The sequence below is a fragment of the Bacillus toyonensis BCT-7112 genome, assembly GCF_000496285.1.
In the GTDB taxonomy this organism is placed as follows: domain Bacteria; phylum Bacillota; class Bacilli; order Bacillales; family Bacillaceae_G; genus Bacillus_A; species Bacillus_A toyonensis.
In genome coordinates this window covers 487,441-511,285 of sequence record NC_022781.1, presented here as the reverse complement: position 1 = coordinate 511,285, position 23,845 = coordinate 487,441, and the positions used below count along the sequence as shown (strand labels likewise).

Below are 23,845 nucleotides of genomic sequence, written 5' to 3'. Positions count from 1 at the left end.
CTCCACTTTTTTCGTAAAATGAATTCAAAAAACTCTTAAATGACTATTGACTTGGAGGAAACTCCAAATCATATTATTAATTCAATAAGAGTGAATATTGCGAATATTTTTGACTGTATTGTAACATACATGTCACGAAAGGAGAAGGATTAGCTATGGAAAAGATGGATCGAATGGATACGCTCTCTCTGTGGACAGCGACTGCAAACAGCTATGATAAAGGAAAACCTCTTGAAGGAAATGAAGAGGCGGATGTTGTCATTATTGGCGCAGGTTTCACAGGTCTTTCTTCTGCATATCATTTGCAAAAATTAGGAAAGAGTGTCATTGTCCTTGAGCAGGAAACAATCGGATATGGCGCAAGCGGTCGCAACGGCGGGATGGTATTGCCGGGCTATAAGTCAACGATGCAGGAGCTTGCTAAAAAGTATGGTGCCGAAGAGGCGAGACAGCTTAACGATCTTTCTCTGCTTAGTGTTGAATTAGTTAAAAACATTATCGACGAGCATCAAATCAACTGTAATTTTAGAAAGACAGGTCACATTGTGGCAGCTTACAAAGCCAAACATTTTGAAGGATTGAAACATGAAAGTGAGTACTTAAACAAACATTTTGGATATGAATGTAGCGTGCTTAATCGAAGTCAGTTGCATCAAGAAATTGATTCCCCGCAATATTATGGTTGCTTAGTCGACAACTCGAGTTACTCATTCCAACCACTGAACTATGCAATTGGTTTGGGAGAAGCAGCGAAATCAATTGGTGCAAAAATCTTTGAGCATTCGAAAGCATTATCTATTGAGTACGGCCGAAATAGTGTGAAAGTTGTTACAGAAAAAGGTACTGTTACAGCGAAAGACATTATTGTTGCTACAGATGGTTACTCTGGAAAAATCATGGCTGAATTGAATAAAGGCGTACTGCCAATTTCGGCACGCATTATTGCTACTGAACAGCTTTCAGAAACACTTTTGAATAGCGTCATTCCTAAAGATCGCATGGTTTTTGATACGAGTAGTTTCCTTTACTATTTCAGGCGTACACCAGATAATCGAATCGTATTTGGCGGTGGTGATATTCGTCCGAACTTAGGTGATGCCGTTTATCAAAGTGTGTACGATGCTATGGTTAAAATAATGCCAAAACTAGAAGGAAGCAAGATAGATTACAGGTGGGGTGGATTTATCGGTGTGACAATTGATACGTTCCCGGTTATCGGTAAATCTAAAGAAGGTGCATATTTTGCAACTGGTTATACAGGCCACGGCGCGTCTCTCTCAACATTGTTTGGTAAGCTATTGGCACAATGGATCGTTACGGGGAATGCAGGTGGATATCGATTTGAAAAGGAACGTCTCAAAACATTCCCATTCTATAATCAGAAAACGATGCTGGTCAATATAGCACATATTGGTTTCAAGCTGGTAGATATTATTGCGTAAAGGAGAGGTGTTTATGGAAATAAACATGTTCATTGACGGAAAATGGGTAGAAGCATTATCGGGTGCTAGACGAAATATTATCAATCCTGCAACTGAAGAGGTTATTGCAACGTCCGCTCATGGATCAGCAGATGATGCGAAACTAGCAATAAAGGCGGCTCGTAAAGCGTTTGACAGCGGAATTTGGTCAGATTTATCGGCTGATGAAAGAGCTGATTATCTATATAAGATTGCAGATCGTCTTGAAGAGAAGACAGCTGAAATTGCCCGTTTGGAAACTGCAAATAACGGTAAGGTTATTCGTGCAACAACCTATGTAGATATTCCAGTATCGGTTCAATGCTTCCGCTATTATGCTGACTTGATTAAAGGTATAAAAAAGGAATCTTACAATCGTGATGATTCTTCAGAAACGATTGTTATTCATGAACCGATTGGTGTTTGTGGACTGATTGTACCTTGGAACTTCCCGCTTATGCTAGCTGTTTGGCAAATTGCTCCTGCACTTGCCGCAGGGAATACAATTGTAATTAAACCTGCTGACGTCACTCCTGTAAGCGTATTCAAGTTATTTGAAATTATCGAAGAGATTGGGCTTCCAGACGGAGTGGCAAACTTAGTGTTGGGACCTGGTTCAAAGGTTGGGAATGAGCTTGCAGAGAGCCATGATGTTGACAAAATTGCCTTTACAGGTGGAACAAAAACAGGTCAAAGTATTATGCGAGCAGCCGCGGGCAATATGAAAAAAATTACACTGGAACTAGGGGGGAAATCTCCACTTATTGTGTTCGACGATGTGGATTTTGAAACTGCTGTCGATAATGCGATGTTTGGTATTTTCCACAACGCTGGGCAAGTTTGTTCAGCTGCATCCCGTTTGCTTGTACAAGAGACCATTTACGATAAGTTTGTTGAAAGATTGGTCGAGCGTGCGAACAAAATTGTAGTTGGAAACGGAGAAAGCGAGAATATCGAAATGGGAGCTCTCACAACCGAGTCTCATATGAATGACGTTTTATATTATATAAAGAGTGGAATGGAAGAAGGTGCAAAATTAGTTTGTGGTGGTAAACGTTTAACAGAAAATGGGCTTGATCGAGGTTTTTTTATCGCACCAACAATCTTTGCTGATGTAAATGCAGATATGCGTATTGTTAAGGAAGAGATTTTTGGACCAGTCCTTGTTGTACAGAAATTTAAAGATGAGGAAGATGCGATCCAAAAAGCGAATGATTCCATTTATGGATTAGCCGGTGCTGTATTTACTGAAGATATGGACCGAGCAAAACGTGTCATTAGTAAATTGCGTGCGGGAATTACTTGGATTAATAGTTATCATCTTGCTTATGTTGAAGGTCCTTGGGGCGGGTATAAGCAAAGTGGAATCGGTAGGGCTTTAGGTGTTGCCGGGCTGGAGCACTTTATGGAAACGAAGCAAATCAATATCCACCAGCATGCCGAGCCTGTAGGTTGGTATGTGAATTAATTGAGCTTAACTTGCTATATAAATTATTTGTAAGGGGATATGCTCATGAAAATAGTGGACAACCGTCCGTCATCGAACATAGAGAAGCCAGAAGGAATGAATAAGTCGGTGGATGATTCAGTGCTCGGAACCAAAAGTATTCCGTTACTATATTTACGGTTTGCTTTGGCAGGAATTATGGCTAATGTAATTCTAGGAGTTGTATCGGTTATTGATGGCTATTTCGTCAGTGGCTTTCAGGAGCTAGAAATCGAAGGAATCGGAATTGGGTTTACGGTCATGGTTATTACCCGTATGATTGGGGTTCTTTTGGGGATAGGAGCCGGAGCGGTCATTTCACTTCGAATGGGGAAAGGGAAGATAGAAGAAGCTAGAAGTATTATGGGACAAACTTTATGGTTTACTCTTTTCCTTTCCACTTTGATAGCTGTACTTGGATTGGTCTTTGAAACTGATATTATGATTCTATTTGGAGCAAGTGATGAAGCACTTCCGTATGCGGTGCAATATAGCCGACTACTATGGATTTCGTTGCCATTAACGATATTGGCCGTTGTATTAAGTATTTTAGCTAATATCGATGAAAAACCTATATTGTCAATGAACAGTTGGTTAGTCGCAGCAGTTGTTGCTGGAGTTATGGAATGGATTATGGTAGTGAAGTATGACATGGGGATGATGGGTTCTTCATGGGCTAATACGATTTCGCAATCGATTCCTGTTCTCTTAATCTTTTATTTCTGGTTTGGTAAAACAAAACTGAAGCCAAAAATGAAAGATGTGATGATTAATCTTAAGAAGATTGGTGAAGTAGTTTGGACGGGGTTTGCATCTTTCTCTAGTCAGTTCATGATGTTTATAGCAATTATTTTCACCAACAATTTACTGCAAAGCTACGGAGGTGGTCTGCACGTTGCAGCTTTCACGATTCAAAATGGTTACATTACAAATCTTCTCGCTTTAGCGGCGCTCGGTGGAATGACAGGGCTTCAACCGATTATTAGTTATAATTATGGTGCAGGCAACCTTGATCGTGTGAAACAAGCAATTAAGATGGGACTCATTTTTACAGTTTCCTTCTTTGTAATTGTGACAGCTATATTAATCATTTTTGCAGATCCAATTGTGTCATTTTTTTCCGGTGGTAATCCTGAATTGCAAAAACTGGGCATTTGGACGACGGTTGTATTCAATTGTTTGTTTACACTTAGTGCAGTTAGCTTGCTTGTCTCTGGTTATTTTGAATCACAGGAGAGAAACTGGTCCGCAACGTTTATTAGTGTTAGCAAAATATTGTTGTTCATGATACCGTTTCTATTTGTTTTTCCGAAGTTCTGGGGTGTAGAAGGTGTATGGTACGCTGCTCCTGCTGCCGAAATTCCAGGCGTTCTCATTGCCATATACTTTATGAGAAAAGAGTTCAAACGTTTAAAGGTTATCAATGTTAATACAGATACCAATGTTAAAACAGTAGATGTATAGGAACGTATTCCGTCAAAATTACTAATAAGAGAGAGGGTTATCATCATGTTTTTTGCGAAAAAAATTACAGCAGAAGAAGCAGAGCAACTAGGTGCCAACACATGGGAACCATGGGTAGGTGAACCAAATAAAGGAACGTGGCATGTAGAAGAACAGGAAGTTTTCTATGTGACAGACGGTGAAGTGTTTATTACTGTTGATGGAAAAAAGTATCATGTTACAAAGGGCTGGGTTGTTTCCTTGGATAAGGACCTTGTTTGTGAATGGGATTGCCCAGTATTTTTGAAAAAGAATTATAAGATGAACCATGAGATTAATCTGAAATAATGTGAACTGGGGAGTGGACAAATGCTAAGCAGATGACTGCTCCTGCATATGCAATCGATAAGAGTAAGATTAGTAATGTTAGAGAAATGTATATAAATAAGTTTATATACCGTCTAATGAATGCGCTTTCTTTTTTTGTGAATGCAATACATACATAGGACGGCTATCTTAAAATTAGGAGGTTTCACCATGGTAGTAACGAAAAATGTACAAACGTTAAAAAATTATATTGGTGGACAATGGATAGAATCCACAAGTAAACAAGTAGAAGATGTACCAAATCCAGCAACAGGAGAGACTATTGCTCGTGTGCCGCTTTCGACTAAAGAAGATTTGGATAGAGCTGTAGCAACTGCGAAAGAAGCATTCCAAACATGGAAAAAGGTTGCTGTACCTCGGCGTGCTCGGATTCTATTTCGCTACCAACAGCTTTTGATTGAAAACTGGGAGGAGTTAGCGAAACTCGTTACCTTGGAAAATGGAAAAAGTTATAAAGAAGCTTACGGTGAAGTACAGCGAGGGATTGAATGTGTTGAATTTGCAGCAGGTGCACCTACTTTAATGATGGGAGAGCAACTTCCTGATATTGCTACTGGTGTTGAATCAGGGATGTATCGTTATCCAATCGGAGTAATCGCAGGAATAACGCCATTTAACTTTCCGATGATGGTGCCATGCTGGATGTTCCCACTCGCGATTGCATGCGGAAATACGTTTGTATTAAAACCATCTGAAAGAACACCGTTGCTGGCGAATCGCATAGCTGAACTGTTTAAAGAAGCAGGCCTTCCAGATGGAGTACTAAATGTTGTACATGGTGCACATGAAGTTGTGAATGGCATTCTTGACAATGAGGATGTGAAGGCTGTATCTTTCGTTGGTTCTCAACCTGTCGCTGAGTATATATATAAAACAGCAGCAGCAAACGGCAAACGTGTACAAGCTCTTGCAGGTGCAAAAAATCATTCGATCGTATTAAAAGATGCGGACCTTAGTTTTACAGTGAAAGAAATTACAAGTGCTGCCTTCGGTTCAGCGGGTGAAAGATGCATGGCGGCGGCTGTTGTTGTCGTGGAAGAAGACGTTGCAGATGAGCTCGTTAATAGACTGCTTCAAGAGGCGAATGCAATTACGATTGGTAATGGTCTGGAAGAAGATGTTTTCCTTGGTCCCGTTATTCGTGACGGCCATAAAGAGCGTACACTCGGATACATTCAATCTGGTATAGAGCAGGGAGCGACACTTATTCGTGACGGACGTGAAGATGATGCAGCAAACGGTGACGGTTATTTTGTCGGTCCAACGATTTTTGACAATGTGACACAGGAAATGAAAATCTGGCAAGATGAAATCTTCGCACCGGTTCTTTCTATTATACGCGTAAAAGACTTGGCGCAAGCAATTCATGTTGCTAATGCATCACCGTTCGCAAATGGTGCATGCCTATACACCGATAGCGCGAAAGCAATTCGTGAATTCCGTGAAGAAATTGATGCAGGTATGCTTGGGGTCAATCTTGGGGTTCCTGCTCCAATGGCATTCTTCCCATTCTCAGGTTATAAGAAATCCTTCTATGGTGATCTCCATGCAAATGGAAAAGATGGCGTAGAATTTTATACGCGCAAGAAAATGCTTACGGCTCGTTATTGATAGAGTGATAGAAAATCATAAACGGATAGAATGGAGTTGGTGATTGTGCAAGCGACAGAGCAAACACTAAGTTTGAAACAAGCAGATGAAAAGTACCTTTGGCATGCAATGAAAGGAGCATCCCCTAATCCAACGAATTTAATTATTACAAAAGCAGAAGGAGCATGGGTGACGGATATTGATGGAAACCGTTATTTAGACGGCATGTCCGGTCTTTGGTGCGTGAATGTTGGATATGGCCGTAAAGAGCTTGCAAGAGCGGCTTTTGAACAACTGGAAGAAATGCCATATTTTCCTCTGACACAAAGTCATGTTCCTGCTATTAAATTAGCAGAGAAATTGAATGAATGGCTTGATGATGAATACGTTATTTTCTTTTCTAACAGTGGATCGGAAGCAAATGAAACAGCGTTTAAAATTGCTCGTCAATATCATCAGCAAAAAGGTGATCATGGACGCTATAAGTTTATTTCACGCTATCGTGCTTATCATGGTAACTCAATGGGGGCTCTTGCGGCAACAGGACAAGCACAAAGAAAGTATAAATATGAACCACTTGGGCAAGGATTCTTGCATGTAGCACCGCCTGATACGTATCGTAATCCAGAAGATGTTCGTACACTGGCAAGTGCTGATGAAATCGATCGTGTCATGACATGGGAGTTAAGTCAAACAGTAGCCGGCGTAATTATGGAGCCGATTATTACTGGGGGCGGCATTTTGATGCCTCCTGATGAATATATGGCAAAAGTAAAAGAAATTTGCGAGAAGCACGGTGCGTTGCTCATTTGTGATGAAGTAATATGTGGATTTGGGCGGACAGGGAAGCCGTTTGGATTTATGAATTACGGTGTCAAACCAGATATCATTACGATGGCAAAAGGTATTACAAGTGCGTATCTGCCTTTGGCGGCAACAGCAGTTAAACGAGAGATTTATGAGGCGTACGTAGGCAGCGAAGATTATGATCGATTTCGCCATGTGAATACGTTCGGAGGAAACCCTGCAGCTTGTGCCTTAGCTTTGAAAAATTTAGAAATTATGGAGAATGAGAAACTCATTGACCGTTCCAAGAAATTGGGTGAACGACTGTTAGATGAACTAGAGGATGTAAAAGAACATCCAAACGTAGGAGATGTTCGCGGAAAAGGTCTTCTTTTAGGTATTGAACTAGTGGAAGATAAGCAAACAAAAGAACCGGCTTCCATTGAAAAGATGAACAAAGTCATCAATGCTTGTAAAGAAAAAGGTCTAATTATCGGTAAAAATGGTGACACTGTTGCCGGTTACAATAATATTTTGCAATTTGCACCGCCATTAAACATTACAGAGGAAGACTTTACTTTTATCGTTACAACAATAAAAGAGTGTTTAGCTCAACTTTAATTTGTTAAAAGGCGGAAGATCCTATTGAGAGATGTAACTGTAAATACGGAATGAATTACTCGAAAAGGGTAATTCCGAAAGGGTTGAGTTTATGAAAGCTGATGTTGTCTTGTTAAATGGAGAAGTTATTACAGTCGACCAAAAGAATACAGTAGTCGAAGCTGTGGCAATACAAAATAATCGTATCGCATTTGTTGGTTCGAATGAGGAGGTTAAGAGTTTTATAGGAGAAAAAACGGATGTAATTGACTTGCAAGGAAAAACGCTTCTTCCTGGATTCATTGATTCCCATCTGCACCTCATTTCTTATGGACAAAATCAGTTGGCTGTCAGTTGTAAAGCTGAACATATTGATTCTATCGAAGCTTTGTTAGATGACCTAAAAAAGAAGGCATTAGAAACGCCAAAAGGTGAATGGATACGTGCTTGGGGCTTTAATGAAACCGCTGTGAAGGAAAAGCGTTATCCATCAATTACTGAGCTGGATGACATTTCAGTTGACCATCCTATTATTATAACTCGTACTTGTCACCACATAAGCGTAGTGAACAGCAAAGCATTAGAAATTGCGCAAATTAACGAGAACACACCGAACACGAGTGGGGGAGTTATTGAAAAGGATCAGGCAGGAAAGCTTACAGGAAGGTTAATTGAAGCAGCAAATATGGAGATGAGTAAAGTTGCAAGTTATAAAGAAAGTGAAATGATGAAGGCTGTGAAAATTGCATCAGATCATTTCGTTGCAGCTGGTATAACGAGTATACATGACGCAGGTGGAGATGGACCTGAGAGTTTTCGTTTACTACAACGAGCTGTGAAGAGTAGGGATATTCGTGTCCGAATATATGCAATGATATGTCAAATAAATAACTCCCATGAATTTGTTAATAAAATGGTCGAAGCTGGTGTGATAACTGGTACCGGAGATGAGAGGTTCAAGGTTGGACCAGCTAAACTGTTTACAGATGGAAGTAGCACTGGACCTACAATTGCAACCCGTGAGTCGTATTCGAGTGATCGTAACAATTATGGCATTCTTTATTATAATGAGGAAGAAATTTATCAAGTGTTAGGCGAAGCTCACAAAAAAGGTTATCAAATCACTGTGCATGCACAAGGTGATAAAGCTATTGAAATGTATTTAAATTGTGTAGAAAGGGCGTTAGAGGAATCACCAAGAAAAAATCATCGTCATCGAATCGAGCACGCGGGAATTTCTTCACCAGATTTACAAGAGAGAATGAAAAAACTTGAGATAGTTCCAATTCCAAACCCTCCATTTCCATATGAATTCGGAGAGATATATGTACGGCACTATGGTGATCGTGTTAATCATATGTACGCTGCTCGTGATTATATTGATCGAGGCATCATTGCAGCAGGTAGTTCGGATGCACCAGTTACCGACTATAACCCTTTATTAGGAATTCATGTTGCTGTCAATAGAAAAACGAAGTCTGGAATAGAGGTTGGTGTGAATCAATCTATAAGTGTAATGGAAGCTATTAAACTATACACATGGAATGGCGCTTATGCGAGTTTTGAAGAAGAGATAAAAGGAAGCATAGAGGTCGGAAAGTTGGCGGATTTAGTTATATTAAATGACAGCATTTTAAGTGTGAATCCAAACCGAATTAAAGATTTAAAAGTAGAAATAACTATTATTGATGGTGAGATTATTTATCAAGAAGAACAATCAGTGAAAATTTAATATTTCATCGTTTACATACCACGTAACTCTTGTAATGTTACGTGGTATTTTAGTTTGTTAGTTTTATGGAAATATAACGGTGCCATCGTATAGTCGTTTCATAACAGTATTCATTTACATAATTTTCGATATAGGAAATAACTATTTTTTTCTTTTAACTGTTGTTAATAGTACAGATTAACTTTTTTAATACTTGAGCTACATCATCTTTATCAATTGTACGATAGAGATAACGACTTCCTTTTTCATTTCTCCTAATTGGCTTCTTTATATGAATCGCAGGTGATATTGCTACTTTTTTAATATATTGGTAAAATAAGTTCTTGGGTCTTACTTATTGTGATTCGTATAATGATTGTCGCTCGACTTAAAGAAAATAGGTACAAAAATTTTGCACTATCTAAAGAGGGGATGGCAACGATTCCCTCTTTTTGGAGCCACTCACAAATGTAAAGCAAGAGAAGAGGCTATATCTCCTCTCTTGTTTAGATTAACCAGCTACTACAATTGGAAGAGGTATATCAAATTCAATATATGGAGGATGTTGATTGGAATCTAGTCGGCATCCTGGTGGATAATGCTTTTTTAGCAATCTATCAATTCTAATAGAATCGATAGATTGTTAGAAAGTGGAAAACGGTTATCCGTATATTCCGAAGCAGATGTAACAGAGTGTCCTTCCATAATGAAGTGTAAAACCAAAATACGTTGTTTAAAAAGTTATTTGTTAAAATTGGTTATAAGTAATAGAACAGAAAAGAGGATTACATGTTACATAATTTACAGAGAAGTAAAAATAAATTTTTATTATGTCTTATTTTTTTAGTACTTTTAACCGCTTGTGATAATACAGATGTTAAGTCATCTAAAGCTTCATCACCACCGGCTCAATCAAATACAGATACATCATTAAAAGCACCAAACTGGGTAGAGAAAAGTCCCATTCAACAGTCTCCTAATTTTATTGAAGATAAAAAAGTAAAATCGGTTGTGAATGTAATGGCAACGGGTGATAATTTATATCATGATGCAGTAATTAAAGATGGCAAACAAAAAGACGGTTCATATGATTATCACTATATTTATGAAAATATCAAAAAAGCTGTTCAATCAAGTGATCTTGCTATAGTGAACCAGGAGACTCCAATAGCAGGAAATAATCTAAAAGTACAGGGATATCCGACTTTCAATACACCTGAAGAAGTAGGTCAATCTTTAGTGGACACTGGATTCAATATAGTGACGCAAGCGACAAATCACGCTATGGATATGGGTATTAAAGGTGTTGCGAATACAAGAGAATACTGGAAGAAATATCCGGATGTTATCCCATTAGGCATTAATGAGAATCAAAATGAGCGTAATGAAATAAAAACGATTACAAAAAATGGTATTCGTTTTGCGTTACTAAATTATACATACGGTACGAATGGAATTAAAATTCCAGCTGATAAGTCTTGGGCATTAAATGTAATGGATAAAAAAGCGATACAAAATGATGTGGAAAAGGCAAAGAGTAGCTCCGATATGGTGATTGTTATGGTGCATTGGGGAGTAGAATATACCTCTACACCTTCAAAGCAACAAAAAGAAGTTGCTCAATATTTAACAGATTTAGGTGTAGATGTAGTAATTGGAAATCATCCACATGTAATTCAACCAATTGAGTGGAAACAAAATAAAGATGGACATGAAACGCTAATCTATTATTCTCTTGGAAATCTTATTTCTGCTCAAGAAAAATTAGAAACATTGGTAGGAGGATTATCTTATATACAATTTGTTAAGTATGAAGATAAAACTTTTGGTATACGACAAGCGGCACTCGTACCGACAGTAACCGACTATGCTGATGGTAAGAAACAATTTAAAATTCAATTTTTAAAAGATTATTCGGATGAAGATTCTAAAAATCATGGGATTAAAAAATTTGTCGGCCCCGTTTCTTTAGAGAGTTTCAAGGATATCCCTAGAGATGTGTTGGGAAATTGGTATAAAGACTAATAAACAAAAAGGGAATGAGATACAATTAAAAAAATTATAATTTTAGCATTGGTATTGGCAATGGGATGGAGCCTTGCTGCTTGTAGTGGAAAGCAAACATCTCAGGAAACTACTAATAATAACGATAAAAATAAAAATGAGATAAATGCGAATAAAAAAGATGTTTTACCTATCTCTGATGTTAATGATTGGAGAATTATCCTTGTAAATAGAGAGCATATGTTATCAAAGGAACTAGGAATTGAATTAACAAGTATTACCCAAAATGCGAAGCCAAATATGAAAATAGATAGTAGAATTGCAACTTCCTATCAGGATATGGTAGCAGCTGCAAAAAAAGAGGGAATCAATCTTTATTTAAGATCAGGTTATCGAGCTATAAAATTACAACAAACTTATTATGATGCTTCAGTTAAAAGCTATAAATCTCAAGGTTTGTCGGATAAAGAGGCTAGTGCTAAAGCATTGGAATATCTTCAGTATCCTGGTGCAAGTGAACATCATACGGGATTAGCGTTAGACATTATTTCAGTTGAATGGCAGAATACGGTAGAAGATTTAAATGCAAAATTTGAAACGACTGATGCATTCAAATGGTTAGATAAGAATGCTGCAGAGTATGGGTTTACTCTCCGCTATCCGAAAGATAAAGAGAATATTACTGGCATTAAGTATGAGCCATGGCATTATCGTTATGTAGGAAAAGAAGTTGCTGTGTATCTAAAAGAAAAAGGGTTAACTTTAGAAGAATATAGCGAAAAAATTAAGTCAGGCAAGTAAAAATATGCTTTGATTCTATTAAACATTATGCACTGCCACAGGAAAAGGTGGATCTGAGGATGTGTTAACCTTCCGCCTAGTATTGTAAAAACTGTGTATGATAATTTGAGCACGTATGAACCAGTTATCGTGTGAAACGATGTATGTATCAAGAAATTAAATTTATAAAAGAAGCAGTGAAAAAGGATCTGATATTTATATCAGATCCTTTTTCATTCGTAACATAGAATACTTACTTAATTAGGCCTTAAAGACTGCCTGCTTTTCAGGTATTACAATTGAAGAAAAATGCGAAAGCTATTTATAAAATATGGAAATGTTAAAACCCCTTTGATAAAATAGCAATATGCAAAAATAATTATTTGTTAATTCTTAATGTAATGAATATTCATATTTATATATATGAATTTAACTACATAATTATTGTAATAAAGGGGGAGAAAGATGTTAGATGAATTGTACAATGCTTTTTTAAATGCGTCTGGTTTTACAGAAAGTGCGAGGAAACGAGATCGGTATGATGATTTACATGATTATTTAAAAGATAAAGAAAGAGAGTTAAAGCAATTCATTCAAGAGGCTGAATCAGCGAAGAGAGATTATGAGAGTAAAAGTAATGGCTTGGAAGCTAATAAAATTCCGGCAGTTGAATTTGAACAAAAACGTCATGAAAAGGATGAAGAATTAAATACATTAGTATCCTATTTTAAAAGTGCATTAAGCGATGTTGGATCTGCAAAAGGTACAGCTTATGCAAAGTATTTGGAATATAAAGCTAAAGCAGAAGCGGAGAAAGCGTCAGCATACGCTGCAGCGACTAAGGCTTTTGAAGAAAAGAAAAAGGAAATTGAAAAACTTATCCATTAAGCATACAAAGAATGGGGGGAATCTACATGAGTGGTAAAGAGGTTGAAATTATAGGAAGTAACACTGCAAGTGCCATTTCTTACGCACAAAACATAGAAAATGGTATGAAGGATTCTTTAAACGAAGCGAAAAACTTAAAAGCATACGTTACATGTGCGAACTGGAATGGAAAAACGAGAGATGCCTTTTTAAGTTATCTAGATTTAATCATTCAATATAACTCAGAACTGGTAGATGCATTTGAAGGACATACGAAAGCTTTGAAAGAGTTAGATAAAAGTATTCAAACGTACGGAGATAGATCGGAAGTAAGGGCGATAAAACAGTTGTGATGGAGAAATGAGGGATAAAAGAATGGGAAAAGAAAGGAATTTTGCACCAGCTGAATTATATGTTCTCGCAGGTGCAGCCGGGGTTACGGATATATTTGGATTGCCAAACCGTGACGTAATTATTTTACTTGATGAAGAATGTGTCACAAAAGCAACTATGAGTTTAAAAGAAAAAGGCCTACTTACAAGTGAAAACGGAATTACCCCTGCAGCTTTTCAAATAATTGAGCTATTAAAGGAATATGAAAATTGTCATGAATACACGAGAATGAATAATGTATTAATTGGCTTTTTAAAAGAGGATAAAGACCGAGTGGCTGTATTAACAGAAATAGAACCAAATAAAAAATACGAGATCGACTACATACCAAAACCGGACGTATATTTTTCATTATTAACACGCATACCCTTCTTATTGAGAGAACCGAGAGAAATAGAAGATACATTTTTCTCAAAGAGAATGACAGAGGCAGAACAACAAACATTTGAGGGAAAAGATTTATCAAATAAAGACGTTATAGCGATAGAAACGTATACGAGGCCTCGAAGTAATAGAGGAGGAAAATGGGAATGTTTCTTATATTTCACTGAAGGAGAAGATTTCGTTCAAATAGATGTAGATCGTAATCGATATGACTGGGTGAGCCTCTATGCGGTTAATAAGAAATTGTATGACGTGTTAAAAATGCCATATAAAAAGTTAATTGACCCGAGACAATTCTCGTTAGGAGGTATTCAATAATGCAAGTATCAATGGGAGATAGTGGTTCTGGTGGTGGAGAAGAAGTATTAGTTAATTTTCAAGAACTACTTGATATAGTAATGAAGTTAGAAAATATATATAAAATCCATTTAGACGTCATTGGAACAAATATTGAGAGTTTATTAAGCAGTGATTTTTATCAAAAAGGTGAAGCGATGAGAGTAATTGAAAAATATCCTGATATATTACACAAAACACTTGAATTGTCTGAACACTATTTGAGGTCGGCGAAAGTTGTAGGAAATGTATGCGTGGAAATGCTTGAAAAGGACGAACAATTACGTGAAAGATTAAGTAAGTTGTAGAAATCATCATACGGCTGGGGGATGAAAACGAAATGGATGTGAAATATAGACCTGAACCATGGCAAAACATGGGAGATGGTATGAATCGAATTACAAAAGATGCACTCATAAAATTACGGCACGCAAATGAATCATTAAAAAGAATTGATGGAAGAATACGAGATTTAGACTCAGATGGTAGTATACATTTTAGCCCAAAAGATCAATCGCAAAAAATAGGGGAATTACTTGATAGCTATTCGACATTACAAAAATATTGCGGAGAAGCAGGGCGATTGGTGTCTGAACATATAGATAAACCTTTTTTAGTAGAAATGGATAAATTCGCTCAAAAAATGAGAGATACATCTATTCTTAGCTTCGAAACAAATAACCGAATTGGCTCTACAACAACGACAGTATTACCAGATGCGCACGCGGGATACGGAAGTGTACCGCAAACAATAAAAACAAAAAAAGATAAAATAACTGTAGAAGATATTTTTAAAGATTCACCTGCATTTGATAACGTACTGAGAGGGGAATACAAAGAACTAAAAAAACAAAATCCAGATGCAAAACTAAATTATGAAGAATATAAGAAAGTAGTCCCATCCACACGAGGATTTGAATACAAATCAATAGAAGATGAACAGAAAAAACTAGAAATGGTGCGAGACATAGGAATAGGCGTAGGAATCATCATCACAACAATCCTTTGCCCACCACTCGGGGCCGCTGCCGCAGTTGTATACGGCGCGGTACAAATCAAAAGTGGTATCGACGGAGAAGACTGGGGAACACATAGGAAATTGAGCCAAGAAGAGCGGGTAGGAAACATCATTTTTGGCGGATTAGATGCAATCCCAGTTGTTGGAGCAGTAGGAAAAGGAGTAAAAGCATTCAAAGGCACGAGTGAATTAGCAGATTTAGCGAAATTATTAAAATTCAAAGAAGGAATGCCTGGTTTTAATCCAAATTTGGGTAAAAATGTGGTACAATCGCTTAAGGAAAATAAGACTTTAAAAAATGCACTAGATGCTATGAAAAATACTCCTATTCCAGTAGCAGTTAGGACGGTGGATACTGGAATAGGAATGAAGCTTCCTTATATAGAATCTTCAACTGTTGGAGAAGTAGCTGGAAAGTTTTCAAAGGCAAGTACGGCAGCTAAGGATGACGCTTATCAACTTGCTCATGGGCATAGTAAATTAGAAGGAAGTAATAAAACTAGCGGAGTGGGTAATAATAGCTCGCGTACTGACGAAATTGGAATCGAATTTAAACGTAATCCAAAACATAATGAAGATGAGTTTATACGACAATTAAAAAACCAAGAAGATGGGCTGGGGAAATTGACAGTTGATGAGTTTATTCAGAATCGGAACCAATTTTTAAAATATGGAAGATCAAAACAAGCAAATTCAGCTCAAAGATTAGCACGAAAACAAGCTGTGCAAGATAAAATAGATGAATTTATGGAAGAAGGTTTTTCATTTAGGGAAGCAGAAGAGCAAGCTTTAAAGTGGATAAAGGATAAAGCTGCATTACATGACCCAGATCAAATTGCGGGTGGAAATCCATTAAAAATAACTGGCATGGGTGATTCTAGAATTAATTCATCAATAGGTTCGCAGTGGAAAAGCAGGATTGGTAATGTGGATAAGGAAATTAGACGAGTTGCTGACACCTTATCAGAGGAAGAAAAAAAATTGATATATCTTAATGTTAGATTGAAATCGGAGTAGGGGGATACTATGGAAAATATAAATGATTTTATATCTTTCGAAAAACCATCAACAGAGGTTATTGAAAAGTATACAGGGAAAGTTCCAGATCAAATAATAGATTTATGGAAATGCTATGGGTTTGGGAGTATGTTAAATGGATACTTAAGAGCAATAAATCCAGAAAAATATTTAGATATATTAAAGGAAAGTTATATCCGTTATGAAGAAGCTATCCCAATTTTTACAACAGGTATGGGAGATATTCTTGTGTGGGAAAATAACTATTTATTATTACTTAAGTATCGAAAAGGTACGGTAGATGTAGTAGCTGGAAAATTTAAGTTTTTCTTTAAAAATACGAAAGATGATTATTTTTTAGAGAAAGCATTGGATTGGAAGCATTATCAGGAGGCATTAAATAAATACGGAAGGCTTGAAATTGATGAATGTTTTGGTTACACACCTTTACTTGCACTAGGTGGACCAGAAAAAGTAGAAAACTTACAAAAAGTCAAACTTATCGAGCATGTTTATTTAATTACTCAATTTATGGGGCCGATAGAATAATGAACGAAGAAACTGGAAGGTGGATAAATCCTCTTTCAGTTTTTTTATTTAAAAGGCTATTAATGTAAATGAAGCTTTAAAAGATACGATTGAGTTAATGTTATAATATAGAAATGTGGTAACGAGAAACTTGGGTTGAATTTATAAAAAGTAATTTTTTATGAATTAAGGCTAACATAAATTGCTAGTATTATATAATTGAAAATTAGCAAAAGGTGTGGACTCCGTATCCCAAATCTTTAAAGGTGTAGAAATACTGCCAGATGGAAGTGTCGCTAGAACTGGAACGAACTATAGCGGGAAATTACAAGAAGCCCATGATGCCTCAAAGTCGAGTGTTCAGAGTAGGATCTCGAATTTGGAGAGTGGTGGGGTTAAGGGTACGGGTGAAGGTACTCAAACTAAAAAAATTAAACCGACTAATGAAAGAACTGCAGAATATGAAGAAGCTATGACAAAAGCAGCTAGAGATTTACCTCCTTATAGTAGAAAACCTAATAAACCAAGAGATTTTGAAGAAAAAGTAGTAGATGATTCTACAGGAATTACTACTTATACATTTACATCTAAGAAAAATGGGGAAACTTATAAAGTTAAATATGATAAAGATGGTTACCCAATTTTTAATTCAAAATATGAAACATCTTTATCAGAGTCATATCATATAGAGCCTGACTCAGTGCAGTTTAAATATCTCTCAAAAAAATTATATGACGATATAATGAAAGATCCAAACTTAGCAAAACAATTCAGCCAAACAGATATTGAGCTATTCAAATTAGGTAAGAAGCCAAAATCAGTCACATGGCATCATCATCAAGAGACTGGTAAAATGCAACTTGTTGATTACTATGAACATCAGGTTGCGGGTCATACAGGTGGTAGAGCAATTTGGGGTGGTGGAGATGACGGTAGAACAGGTAAACTGAAGAAAATTATTTTGGAGATGATAAAATGAGCCGAGTAACTTGGCTATTTACGGATGGAGCGATAGATGAGCAAGTAATTATTGCTGTGGAGAATTCATTTGGTGTCAGATTTCCAGATGATTACCGTGAATGCATTAAAAAAAATAACGGTGGTTATCCTGAGCCTAATATTTATGATATTAATGATGATGAGGGTGGAGCAGTCTTTGATTGTCTATTAAGTTTTACAAGCAAAGATGCAAATGTAGAAGTTGTTTATGAATTAACTTCACTTCCGGAAGGTATTATTCCATTTGCAAGAGACCCATTTGGGGGACTTATTTGTTTTAATTACTGTGATACTAAAGATTCTCCGTCAGTAGTTTTCTATGATCAGGAATCAGTGAATGAGGATAAAATTAAATTAATATGCGACTCTTTTTCTGAATTGATTGAGAGATTATACTCTGATTGAGAAAAACAAAATGAACAGGAAAGAAGGTTAATTGTATGAGGAATTTAGATTTTGAATATACTTTTACCCCTATTGGCATTGAAGATATCGAAGATTTCGAAAATAAGTATGGTATATTGTTACCTGATGATTATAAACAATTTTTGCTGTCTAAAAATGGAGGAAAAACTGAGCAACGAAGATTTAAAACTAATGATACAACTAAGAAAGGCGTAATAACATCGTCTGTTTCAATGTTTTTTCCTCTATCAATAGAAAATGAAATAAATCTAGAAGAGAAATTAAGAAGTTATAATTTGATGCAAGTGGTACCAAGTAATTTTCTTCCAATTGGAATTGACCCCGCGGGGAGTTTGATTTGTTTATCAATTGATGGGAAAGATAGAGGTAGTGTATATCATTGTGATATGGATTACTTTGAAGAAGATAACGAGTTAAGAGAGGAATACATCCGACTAATTTCTAAAAGTTTCTCTGAATTTGTAGATAATTTATATATTCCTGAAAACTAATGATAGGATTTTATTGATTGGAATTAGTTAATAGTTGGTTAATCTCTTTAATTTAAACGGGGCTTTCTTTGTGGTCTAACGACCTAGAGAAAGCCTCTTCTTTTTCCCCGAATTATTTAAAAGTACAACATAGGGGACGGGTGAAGTTCCTAAAGTTAATCCGAAAATTAAAGTGAATTTTAAGACTGGTTATGATAAGCATTTAATTGAAGTAAAAGGTTTTAAAGCAAAACCGACTATAGGTATAAAAGGTGGACACAACCTTGAAAACTTTGAATAGTACATTTTAGACAACTTCGGTGATCCGATAAAGAATATTAATCAAGGTGTAACAAAAACGCCACATCCGGATATTCTAGGTATTTATGAAGTTAAATACAAGCTTCCTGTTTATGACGGAATGAGCACGGCTTAACGGTGGAAAAAGGAATATCAGAATGTTCCAATTCCTGTTAAGGTTAGGCTTAGTCAAACGGCTGATTTATTCGGATTGAGGTCCCTCCAAGTTGATACGGAAAAGCTTGGAAATCTAATTAGCAAGTTCGAAAGGAAAGTCGATGAAGTTTCTAAGGGTACGGGTAATAGAGAGGCTGAAGTTCCACCTGCTTTTAGGCAAACTGATTTTGCTAGTTCTTATGAGGCAAGGCTTAATCAGACACCTGCATTAGAGAATCCAAAGGTTGAATTTGAGGGAATACGGGGTGAATCTAAGTGCATACTTAAGCCACCACCAGACCGTCAATTAAAACAGATTTTAGATGAAGTTGGGATTGAGGGTATTCAATATAAAAATGCAGTTCCTGATTTTTCACCAACAGCAAAGGCACAAGTTGAAATCAACTATATGCTTGGAGGAAAAGGAACTTATGGAGGGAAAGCCAGACGAGCTAATTTTGTTCAATCAGACCAAAAATTAGCTGACCAGATTAATGGTTCAACTGAATTAGCAAGTAAATTTGGGATGGAATCTGGTAAAATCAGTGCAAGAGATATAAAAAAATATCGAGAAAAAAATAAATTAACATGGCATGAATTAAATGATGTTAAAACAATGCAACTCGTGCCAACAAAAATAAATAGTGAATTCGGACACCTTGGTGGTGTAGGGGAAATAAACGCAGGAGCTTTTAAACCTGGAGGGTTTGCTAATAAATAAAAAGAGGAGATTTTAAAATGACTATAAACGATCCGATTTTTGGTGAACTTGAGTATGAGTATGGTTGGACTAAGGATACCATTATTCGTTTTTTTGGAAAAGAATCTGAGATATCTTTGATGATAGATGGTGAAGAAGATGGAGAGTTTGATGAAGAGCAGTATATGGCATATCAAGCATTAATGCAGAATTGGGAGGATTTACAGCCAAGTTTATTGCAATCAATATTAGACTATTACAAACAAAAGCGACATGAACTAGGTTATGATATTGGATTAAATGAAAATTATCCATTAATTGAAACACCTGATCAAATACTAGAAATGATAACTTTAGATGGAATTGTTGTTCCATATGCGGATATTTTTGAAGGGCGAGATATTGGAATTACATTTAACTGTACATGGGATATAGAAAATGGATTAGGGCTTCGTCTATTAAATGAAAAAATAATTGAAGTAGGTTATCAGGATGTTGCAATTTAAAACAGGCTGTTAAAAAGTAAAGACTCATGATGGTTGTACCGTCATGGAGTACTGTGTGCAATGATAGAATAGAAAATAAAGTACGAGCTTAGGCGAGATGACATTTTAACGGGCGATAAATATAAACAACATGGAATGTATATTAAACTAACGAACTCGTACAAACTCGTAAGTTTTAATATAGTATTTGTCATGATGTACAAAAGGTGTCATACTGTTACTACAAATTTACGCTACTTAAAAACATATGAACTTAAAGCACTTGATTGTCAATTAAAGGCAACAAGTGCTTTTTTGCGTTTTAGCGTAGAAAATTAATGAGGAACTATAATTTTATTATGTGAACTTCTTCTGTTTTTTTACATGGTTTATAAAACTGAAAAGGAGATAAATGTTCACTATTACTTTCATTCCTGTTATAAAAAATTCTACAATAGAAGACAGAACGTATATTTGGTATAATCGAAACATACTATATGGAATTACGGACATGAGTTTGAAATTCATGTAATAAGGTAAGTACTACATAACAATACATAATATTTAAAGTTCCAGTACATATAGGATTCAGTTCATGTTATATAAATTAATTGTGAGAAAGGAAAAGATGTAATGAATCAAATTTCATTTGAAGATTTATTTGAAGAAGAAAAAGAGAAGGTGGAGGTAGCTGAGATACCCGTACCGTTATCGCCATTGCAAAAAGCTATTTTGGAATTACTTAATTCTGAAGAAATAAGTGTACTTGAGCTATGCGAACGATTAATACGATCTGGTAAAATACCCGATGAAAGATTCACAACAAATAAGCCTAAAGCATATGGTCAAGTATGCTTAATATTAGAAGGTTTTGTTAAAGAAGGAAAACTTATTTTTATCAAAGATGATGAGAAAAGAGATAGAGTATATAAATTGAAAGAAGAAGTTTTAGATGTATAGAGGGAAATGAATGATTGGTTCTCTTTAACTTTGAGTCCCATTAATCTAGTAATGTCCATAAAAAAAGGTGTCAATCTCACTTAGATTGACACCTTCATACTTTTAACACCTTACATATTTACGTTTGAAACCAAGTCTGCCTCTATCAAGTTCTTTTTGAATACTTTCTGAAGCATTTAGTAAACTGCTTTTTTTCTTATCACGTTTTACTTCAACTATACCAACTTCTTTTGCAGTCTCAACTGCCTTTTCGTGTAGCGGTACATATGAAATTGCCACAGTGTTTAGGAAATTATTCATAGCGGATTTTGTTCGTTCTGGTGAATCATGAATTGTATTTTTCACCATTTCAAGCATATCGGAAATTTTGCTTTCAGAAAACTCATTGTCTTTGCGATTCCCTAAAAGCCAGCAGTAGCAACTCCAGCCTGCAGACATTTTAAGCTCATCCCCACTTGTAATCCATTTATCAGCAACATCTTGTGCAATATTTGCCTCTGATAAAGTTACTGCCACTACATAATCGGATAGCATATAAAAATATGCCCCGTCCATCCAGCGATCAAAATCAGACTCACTCATAGATTTTGGATCTGCAATAATGCCTGCAAAGTACATAGCATCGTAGTTACCTGTGGCATAAAGTTCCTCAGCCAACTCTTGATTTAATTTTATTTTCTTAGCGATTGGTTTCATAGCGCCCGTAGCTACGCCGAAAACTGGCTCGTGTGCACCGTTAGATATGTATATTTTTTTCGTTCTTTCCTTACCGAGGGCTTCAAGCTCTTGCATAACTGTTTTAAAATCCATAGCTGTGCACTTCCTTCCTTAATATAAAGACCATTTTAATTGTAATGATATAGTTTATATTTTTTATCGAGTTTTCCATACCTCTCAAATTTAATACTAATCGTATGTGAGTAGGATGTCTACTTTCTATAATTCCTTGGCAATTCAGTTTGTGATTTTGACCTTCCATCTAATTATAATCATGAGAATATTACATTAAGGTAAACGGGAAAGAGACAAAATAGATGTATAACTTTCCGCATCGGTTTTTAAAGTGGGAGAATGTAAATAATATTTTATCTTTGGCATCTTCTCTGTAGTGTTATGTTATTATTTGGTAAGGGGATAAATGGGATTTAAAGTTAAACTTGTGAGGTTGGTTACAAATGATAAAGAAATTTACTAGAGTTGTATTAATAGCGGTTATGCCAATCAGTCTTATTACAGGTTGTGGAGCTGCTGAAAAAACGGAAGCACAAAAGTCGAAAGAGGTACAAAAGGAAAAAAAGGACTATACGGATTATTCATATGGTAGCAAAGGTATATTAGTAAGCGGCAAAGCGAAAGAACGTCAACAATATGAGATTGGATATATGGATGATAACAAGTTAATTGGGATTGACGAAAATATTGAAGACTGCATTATTTTAGATAATAAAGATGAAGCAAGCCACATTTGGAAACAAATAGAGCGTGGATCTATTATTGAAGTGCAATATGGTAAGGACCGAAAAGACATCGTAGGGGTACAATTAGTAGGAGATCGTAAGCCATACGAAATTAGTGATAAATTTGATCGGAATACGATAAATGAGATTGTTGGACAAGTTAAAGGTAATTTGTAATAGAGGTATTTCGTTAGTATAGGAACCATTAACATGACATGGCGAATCGCATACATAAAAGTTTGGAATCAACGGCATTTTTAATATGAAAATGCCGTTGATTTATTTTAAAAAGTAAATGGTATTCTATAGTCTTGTAGAAAAATGCATATTAGAAAATATATAAATGAATTATTCTTTTTTTAGTTGTGATGATTGCTGTAAGGTCATTGCCCAAAATAAAAGAGCAAAAGCACTAACGGATACACCTAATAGGCATACTCCGTTCCATCCGTATTTTGCATAAACATTTGTTGAAAGAATGGCACCCGTTGCACTACCGATAGAATAAAAAATCATGTAACTGGCAGTGATTCGACTTCTTGCTTCAGGGCGCACTGTGAAAAGCATACTTTGATTGGTGACATGTACAGCTTGCACAGCTAAATCTAAAAGGATAATGCCGAAAATTAGTAACAATAGAGAGTAGTTAATAAATTTAATTAGGAGCCATGAAAGTACTAATAAAGATAAGGCTATGCCAGTTGTTCGTTGTCCTAATCCTTTATCAGCTAATTGTCCCGCTTTCGTAGCAGCTAATGCACCTGCAACTCCAGCAAGGCCGAATGCACCAATAGCTGTTATTCTTTTATGTTCAAGAGTAGGTAAATTCCAATGTAATAAAAAAGATATGAAGAGTAAAAGGATATACGAAGAAAATTCAGTACTTTTATTTTCGGAAAGAATATAATTTTATAGGTGTACACAGTATAAGAAGATTGTAGGAGGCGTGTGTAATTAAATTAGACGGGAATAAAACGCTATATAGCCCCTTCCAAGCCCCTCATAAGCACCTACCAAGTAATAAATCACTAAGAAAAAACAAAACAAAAACAACTACAAGAACAACTACAAGAACAAAACAAGCGCGAAAACATAAAACGTC

The 23,845-nt window shown here is 36.1% G+C and carries 23 protein-coding genes and 2 pseudogenes; 23 read left to right on the top strand and 2 right to left on the bottom strand.

Going from position 1 to position 23,845, the window contains the following annotated elements; genetic code table 11:
• Nucleotides 1–155: 155 nt before the first annotated feature.
• From BTOYO_RS02605 to BTOYO_RS02505, 22 genes and pseudogenes are all read left to right on the top strand, one after another.
• Entirely contained in the window at nucleotides 156–1,442 is a 1,287-nt protein-coding gene (locus BTOYO_RS02605; RefSeq protein WP_000413843.1) for an NAD(P)/FAD-dependent oxidoreductase, read from the top strand.
• Between the two features lie 13 nt (nucleotides 1,443–1,455).
• Nucleotides 1,456–2,928, top strand: coding sequence for an aldehyde dehydrogenase family protein (locus BTOYO_RS02600; protein WP_000405149.1), 1,473 nt, complete (start codon nucleotides 1,456–1,458; stop codon nucleotides 2,926–2,928).
• 45 nt (nucleotides 2,929–2,973) lie between these two features.
• On the top strand, nucleotides 2,974–4,410 hold the full coding sequence (locus BTOYO_RS02595) for an MATE family efflux transporter (protein ID WP_000706167.1): 1,437 nt from the start codon (nucleotides 2,974–2,976) through the stop codon (nucleotides 4,408–4,410).
• 45 nt (nucleotides 4,411–4,455) lie between these two features.
• Nucleotides 4,456–4,737, top strand: coding sequence for a cupin domain-containing protein (locus tag BTOYO_RS02590; RefSeq protein ID WP_000464526.1), 282 nt, complete (start codon nucleotides 4,456–4,458; stop codon nucleotides 4,735–4,737).
• A 189-nt stretch (nucleotides 4,738–4,926) separates the two neighbouring features.
• Nucleotides 4,927–6,387, top strand: a complete 1,461-nt coding sequence (locus tag BTOYO_RS02585) for a CoA-acylating methylmalonate-semialdehyde dehydrogenase (protein WP_000261833.1) — start codon at nucleotides 4,927–4,929, stop codon at nucleotides 6,385–6,387.
• Nucleotides 6,388–6,417: 30 nt separating this feature from the next.
• Nucleotides 6,418–7,773 (top strand): aspartate aminotransferase family protein, encoded by a 1,356-nt coding sequence (locus tag BTOYO_RS02580; protein ID WP_162148118.1) that lies wholly within the window; start codon nucleotides 6,418–6,420, stop codon nucleotides 7,771–7,773.
• 91 nt (nucleotides 7,774–7,864) lie between these two features.
• Nucleotides 7,865–9,484, top strand: a complete 1,620-nt coding sequence (locus BTOYO_RS02575; RefSeq protein WP_000642581.1) for an amidohydrolase — start codon at nucleotides 7,865–7,867, stop codon at nucleotides 9,482–9,484.
• A 768-nt stretch (nucleotides 9,485–10,252) separates the two neighbouring features.
• Complete coding sequence (locus BTOYO_RS02570) at nucleotides 10,253–11,488, top strand: CapA family protein (protein WP_000903057.1); 1,236 nt, start codon at nucleotides 10,253–10,255, stop codon at nucleotides 11,486–11,488.
• A 48-nt stretch (nucleotides 11,489–11,536) separates the two neighbouring features.
• Nucleotides 11,537–12,268: a M15 family metallopeptidase gene (locus BTOYO_RS02565; protein WP_000241997.1), complete on the top strand. Its 732-nt coding sequence runs from the start codon at nucleotides 11,537–11,539 to the stop codon at nucleotides 12,266–12,268.
• A gap of 444 nt (nucleotides 12,269–12,712) precedes the next feature.
• Nucleotides 12,713–13,135 carry a hypothetical protein gene (locus BTOYO_RS02560; RefSeq protein ID WP_000883458.1) on the top strand — a complete coding sequence of 141 codons (423 nt, stop codon included), beginning with the start codon at nucleotides 12,713–12,715 and terminating at the stop codon, nucleotides 13,133–13,135.
• A 26-nt stretch (nucleotides 13,136–13,161) separates the two neighbouring features.
• Nucleotides 13,162–13,467 (top strand): WXG100 family type VII secretion target, encoded by a 306-nt coding sequence (locus BTOYO_RS02555; protein ID WP_000014533.1) that lies wholly within the window; start codon nucleotides 13,162–13,164, stop codon nucleotides 13,465–13,467.
• A gap of 22 nt (nucleotides 13,468–13,489) precedes the next feature.
• Nucleotides 13,490–14,209: a DUF5081 family protein gene (locus tag BTOYO_RS02550; protein ID WP_000514188.1), complete on the top strand. Its 720-nt coding sequence runs from the start codon at nucleotides 13,490–13,492 to the stop codon at nucleotides 14,207–14,209.
• Nucleotides 14,209–14,535, top strand: coding sequence for a hypothetical protein (locus tag BTOYO_RS02545; protein WP_001198200.1), 327 nt, complete (start codon nucleotides 14,209–14,211; stop codon nucleotides 14,533–14,535). Before BTOYO_RS02550 ends, BTOYO_RS02545 begins: the two co-directional genes overlap by 1 nt.
• A 32-nt stretch (nucleotides 14,536–14,567) precedes the next feature.
• On the top strand, nucleotides 14,568–16,262 hold the full coding sequence (locus tag BTOYO_RS02540) for a polymorphic toxin type 15 domain-containing protein (protein WP_000382728.1): 1,695 nt from the start codon (nucleotides 14,568–14,570) through the stop codon (nucleotides 16,260–16,262).
• A gap of 9 nt (nucleotides 16,263–16,271) precedes the next feature.
• Nucleotides 16,272–16,811 (top strand): T6SS immunity protein Tdi1 domain-containing protein, encoded by a 540-nt coding sequence (locus BTOYO_RS02535; RefSeq protein ID WP_000427864.1) that lies wholly within the window; start codon nucleotides 16,272–16,274, stop codon nucleotides 16,809–16,811.
• 217 nt (nucleotides 16,812–17,028) lie between these two features.
• Nucleotides 17,029–17,142: pseudogene (locus BTOYO_RS27900) on the top strand (HNH endonuclease); the annotation flags it as partial.
• Nucleotides 17,143–17,262: 120 nt separating this feature from the next.
• Nucleotides 17,263–17,769 carry an HNH endonuclease gene (locus tag BTOYO_RS02530; protein ID WP_033657352.1) on the top strand — a complete coding sequence of 169 codons (507 nt, stop codon included), beginning with the start codon at nucleotides 17,263–17,265 and terminating at the stop codon, nucleotides 17,767–17,769.
• Complete coding sequence (locus tag BTOYO_RS02525; RefSeq protein ID WP_000092334.1) at nucleotides 17,766–18,194, top strand: SMI1/KNR4 family protein; 429 nt, start codon at nucleotides 17,766–17,768, stop codon at nucleotides 18,192–18,194. Before BTOYO_RS02530 ends, BTOYO_RS02525 begins: the two co-directional genes overlap by 4 nt.
• 35 nt (nucleotides 18,195–18,229) lie before the next feature.
• Nucleotides 18,230–18,706: an SMI1/KNR4 family protein gene (locus BTOYO_RS02520; RefSeq protein WP_001245027.1), complete on the top strand. Its 477-nt coding sequence runs from the start codon at nucleotides 18,230–18,232 to the stop codon at nucleotides 18,704–18,706.
• A 490-nt stretch (nucleotides 18,707–19,196) separates the two neighbouring features.
• On the top strand, nucleotides 19,197–19,862 hold the full coding sequence (locus tag BTOYO_RS02515) for an HNH endonuclease (RefSeq protein WP_001257231.1): 666 nt from the start codon (nucleotides 19,197–19,199) through the stop codon (nucleotides 19,860–19,862).
• Between the two features lie 17 nt (nucleotides 19,863–19,879).
• The gene (locus tag BTOYO_RS02510) at nucleotides 19,880–20,347 is read left to right on the top strand and encodes a DUF6985 domain-containing protein (RefSeq protein WP_000154329.1); all 468 of its coding nucleotides are present in this window, start codon (nucleotides 19,880–19,882) and stop codon (nucleotides 20,345–20,347) included.
• A 612-nt stretch (nucleotides 20,348–20,959) separates the two neighbouring features.
• A complete protein-coding gene (locus BTOYO_RS02505) occupies nucleotides 20,960–21,286 on the top strand; it encodes a DUF3895 domain-containing protein (protein WP_001071904.1) in 327 nt (108 codons plus the stop codon).
• Between the two features lie 102 nt (nucleotides 21,287–21,388).
• On the opposite strand, the gene BTOYO_RS02500 is transcribed toward BTOYO_RS02505, so the two are convergent.
• Entirely contained in the window at nucleotides 21,389–22,096 is a 708-nt protein-coding gene (locus BTOYO_RS02500; protein WP_000346324.1) for a DNA alkylation repair protein, read from the bottom strand.
• Nucleotides 22,097–22,461: 365 nt separating this feature from the next.
• Between BTOYO_RS02500 and BTOYO_RS02495 the strand changes: the two genes are divergently transcribed.
• Complete coding sequence (locus BTOYO_RS02495) at nucleotides 22,462–22,920, top strand: hypothetical protein (RefSeq protein WP_000591647.1); 459 nt, start codon at nucleotides 22,462–22,464, stop codon at nucleotides 22,918–22,920.
• A gap of 171 nt (nucleotides 22,921–23,091) precedes the next feature.
• Here the strand turns inward: BTOYO_RS02495 and BTOYO_RS02490 are convergent.
• Nucleotides 23,092–23,604: pseudogene (locus BTOYO_RS02490) on the bottom strand (MFS transporter); the annotation flags it as partial.
• Nucleotides 23,605–23,845 lie beyond the last annotated feature (241 nt).

Coding starts and splice junctions, on each gene's coding strand:
- BTOYO_RS02605 (WP_000413843.1), top strand. CDS start 156: ATGGAAAAGATGGATCGAATGGATACGCTCTCTCTGTGGACAGCGACT.
- BTOYO_RS02600 (WP_000405149.1), top strand. CDS start 1,456: ATGGAAATAAACATGTTCATTGACGGAAAATGGGTAGAAGCATTATCG.
- BTOYO_RS02595 (WP_000706167.1), top strand. CDS start 2,974: ATGAAAATAGTGGACAACCGTCCGTCATCGAACATAGAGAAGCCAGAA.
- BTOYO_RS02590 (WP_000464526.1), top strand. CDS start 4,456: ATGTTTTTTGCGAAAAAAATTACAGCAGAAGAAGCAGAGCAACTAGGT.
- BTOYO_RS02585 (WP_000261833.1), top strand. CDS start 4,927: ATGGTAGTAACGAAAAATGTACAAACGTTAAAAAATTATATTGGTGGA.
- BTOYO_RS02580 (WP_162148118.1), top strand. CDS start 6,418: ATGGAGTTGGTGATTGTGCAAGCGACAGAGCAAACACTAAGTTTGAAA.
- BTOYO_RS02575 (WP_000642581.1), top strand. CDS start 7,865: ATGAAAGCTGATGTTGTCTTGTTAAATGGAGAAGTTATTACAGTCGAC.
- BTOYO_RS02570 (WP_000903057.1), top strand. CDS start 10,253: ATGTTACATAATTTACAGAGAAGTAAAAATAAATTTTTATTATGTCTT.
- BTOYO_RS02560 (WP_000883458.1), top strand. CDS start 12,713: ATGTTAGATGAATTGTACAATGCTTTTTTAAATGCGTCTGGTTTTACA.
- BTOYO_RS02555 (WP_000014533.1), top strand. CDS start 13,162: ATGAGTGGTAAAGAGGTTGAAATTATAGGAAGTAACACTGCAAGTGCC.
- BTOYO_RS02550 (WP_000514188.1), top strand. CDS start 13,490: ATGGGAAAAGAAAGGAATTTTGCACCAGCTGAATTATATGTTCTCGCA.
- BTOYO_RS02545 (WP_001198200.1), top strand. CDS start 14,209: ATGCAAGTATCAATGGGAGATAGTGGTTCTGGTGGTGGAGAAGAAGTA.
- BTOYO_RS02540 (WP_000382728.1), top strand. CDS start 14,568: ATGGATGTGAAATATAGACCTGAACCATGGCAAAACATGGGAGATGGT.
- BTOYO_RS02535 (WP_000427864.1), top strand. CDS start 16,272: ATGGAAAATATAAATGATTTTATATCTTTCGAAAAACCATCAACAGAG.
- BTOYO_RS02530 (WP_033657352.1), top strand. CDS start 17,263: ATGACAAAAGCAGCTAGAGATTTACCTCCTTATAGTAGAAAACCTAAT.
- BTOYO_RS02525 (WP_000092334.1), top strand. CDS start 17,766: ATGAGCCGAGTAACTTGGCTATTTACGGATGGAGCGATAGATGAGCAA.
- BTOYO_RS02520 (WP_001245027.1), top strand. CDS start 18,230: ATGAGGAATTTAGATTTTGAATATACTTTTACCCCTATTGGCATTGAA.
- BTOYO_RS02510 (WP_000154329.1), top strand. CDS start 19,880: ATGACTATAAACGATCCGATTTTTGGTGAACTTGAGTATGAGTATGGT.
- BTOYO_RS02505 (WP_001071904.1), top strand. CDS start 20,960: ATGAATCAAATTTCATTTGAAGATTTATTTGAAGAAGAAAAAGAGAAG.
- BTOYO_RS02500 (WP_000346324.1), bottom strand. CDS start 22,096: ATGGATTTTAAAACAGTTATGCAAGAGCTTGAAGCCCTCGGTAAGGAA.
- BTOYO_RS02495 (WP_000591647.1), top strand. CDS start 22,462: ATGATAAAGAAATTTACTAGAGTTGTATTAATAGCGGTTATGCCAATC.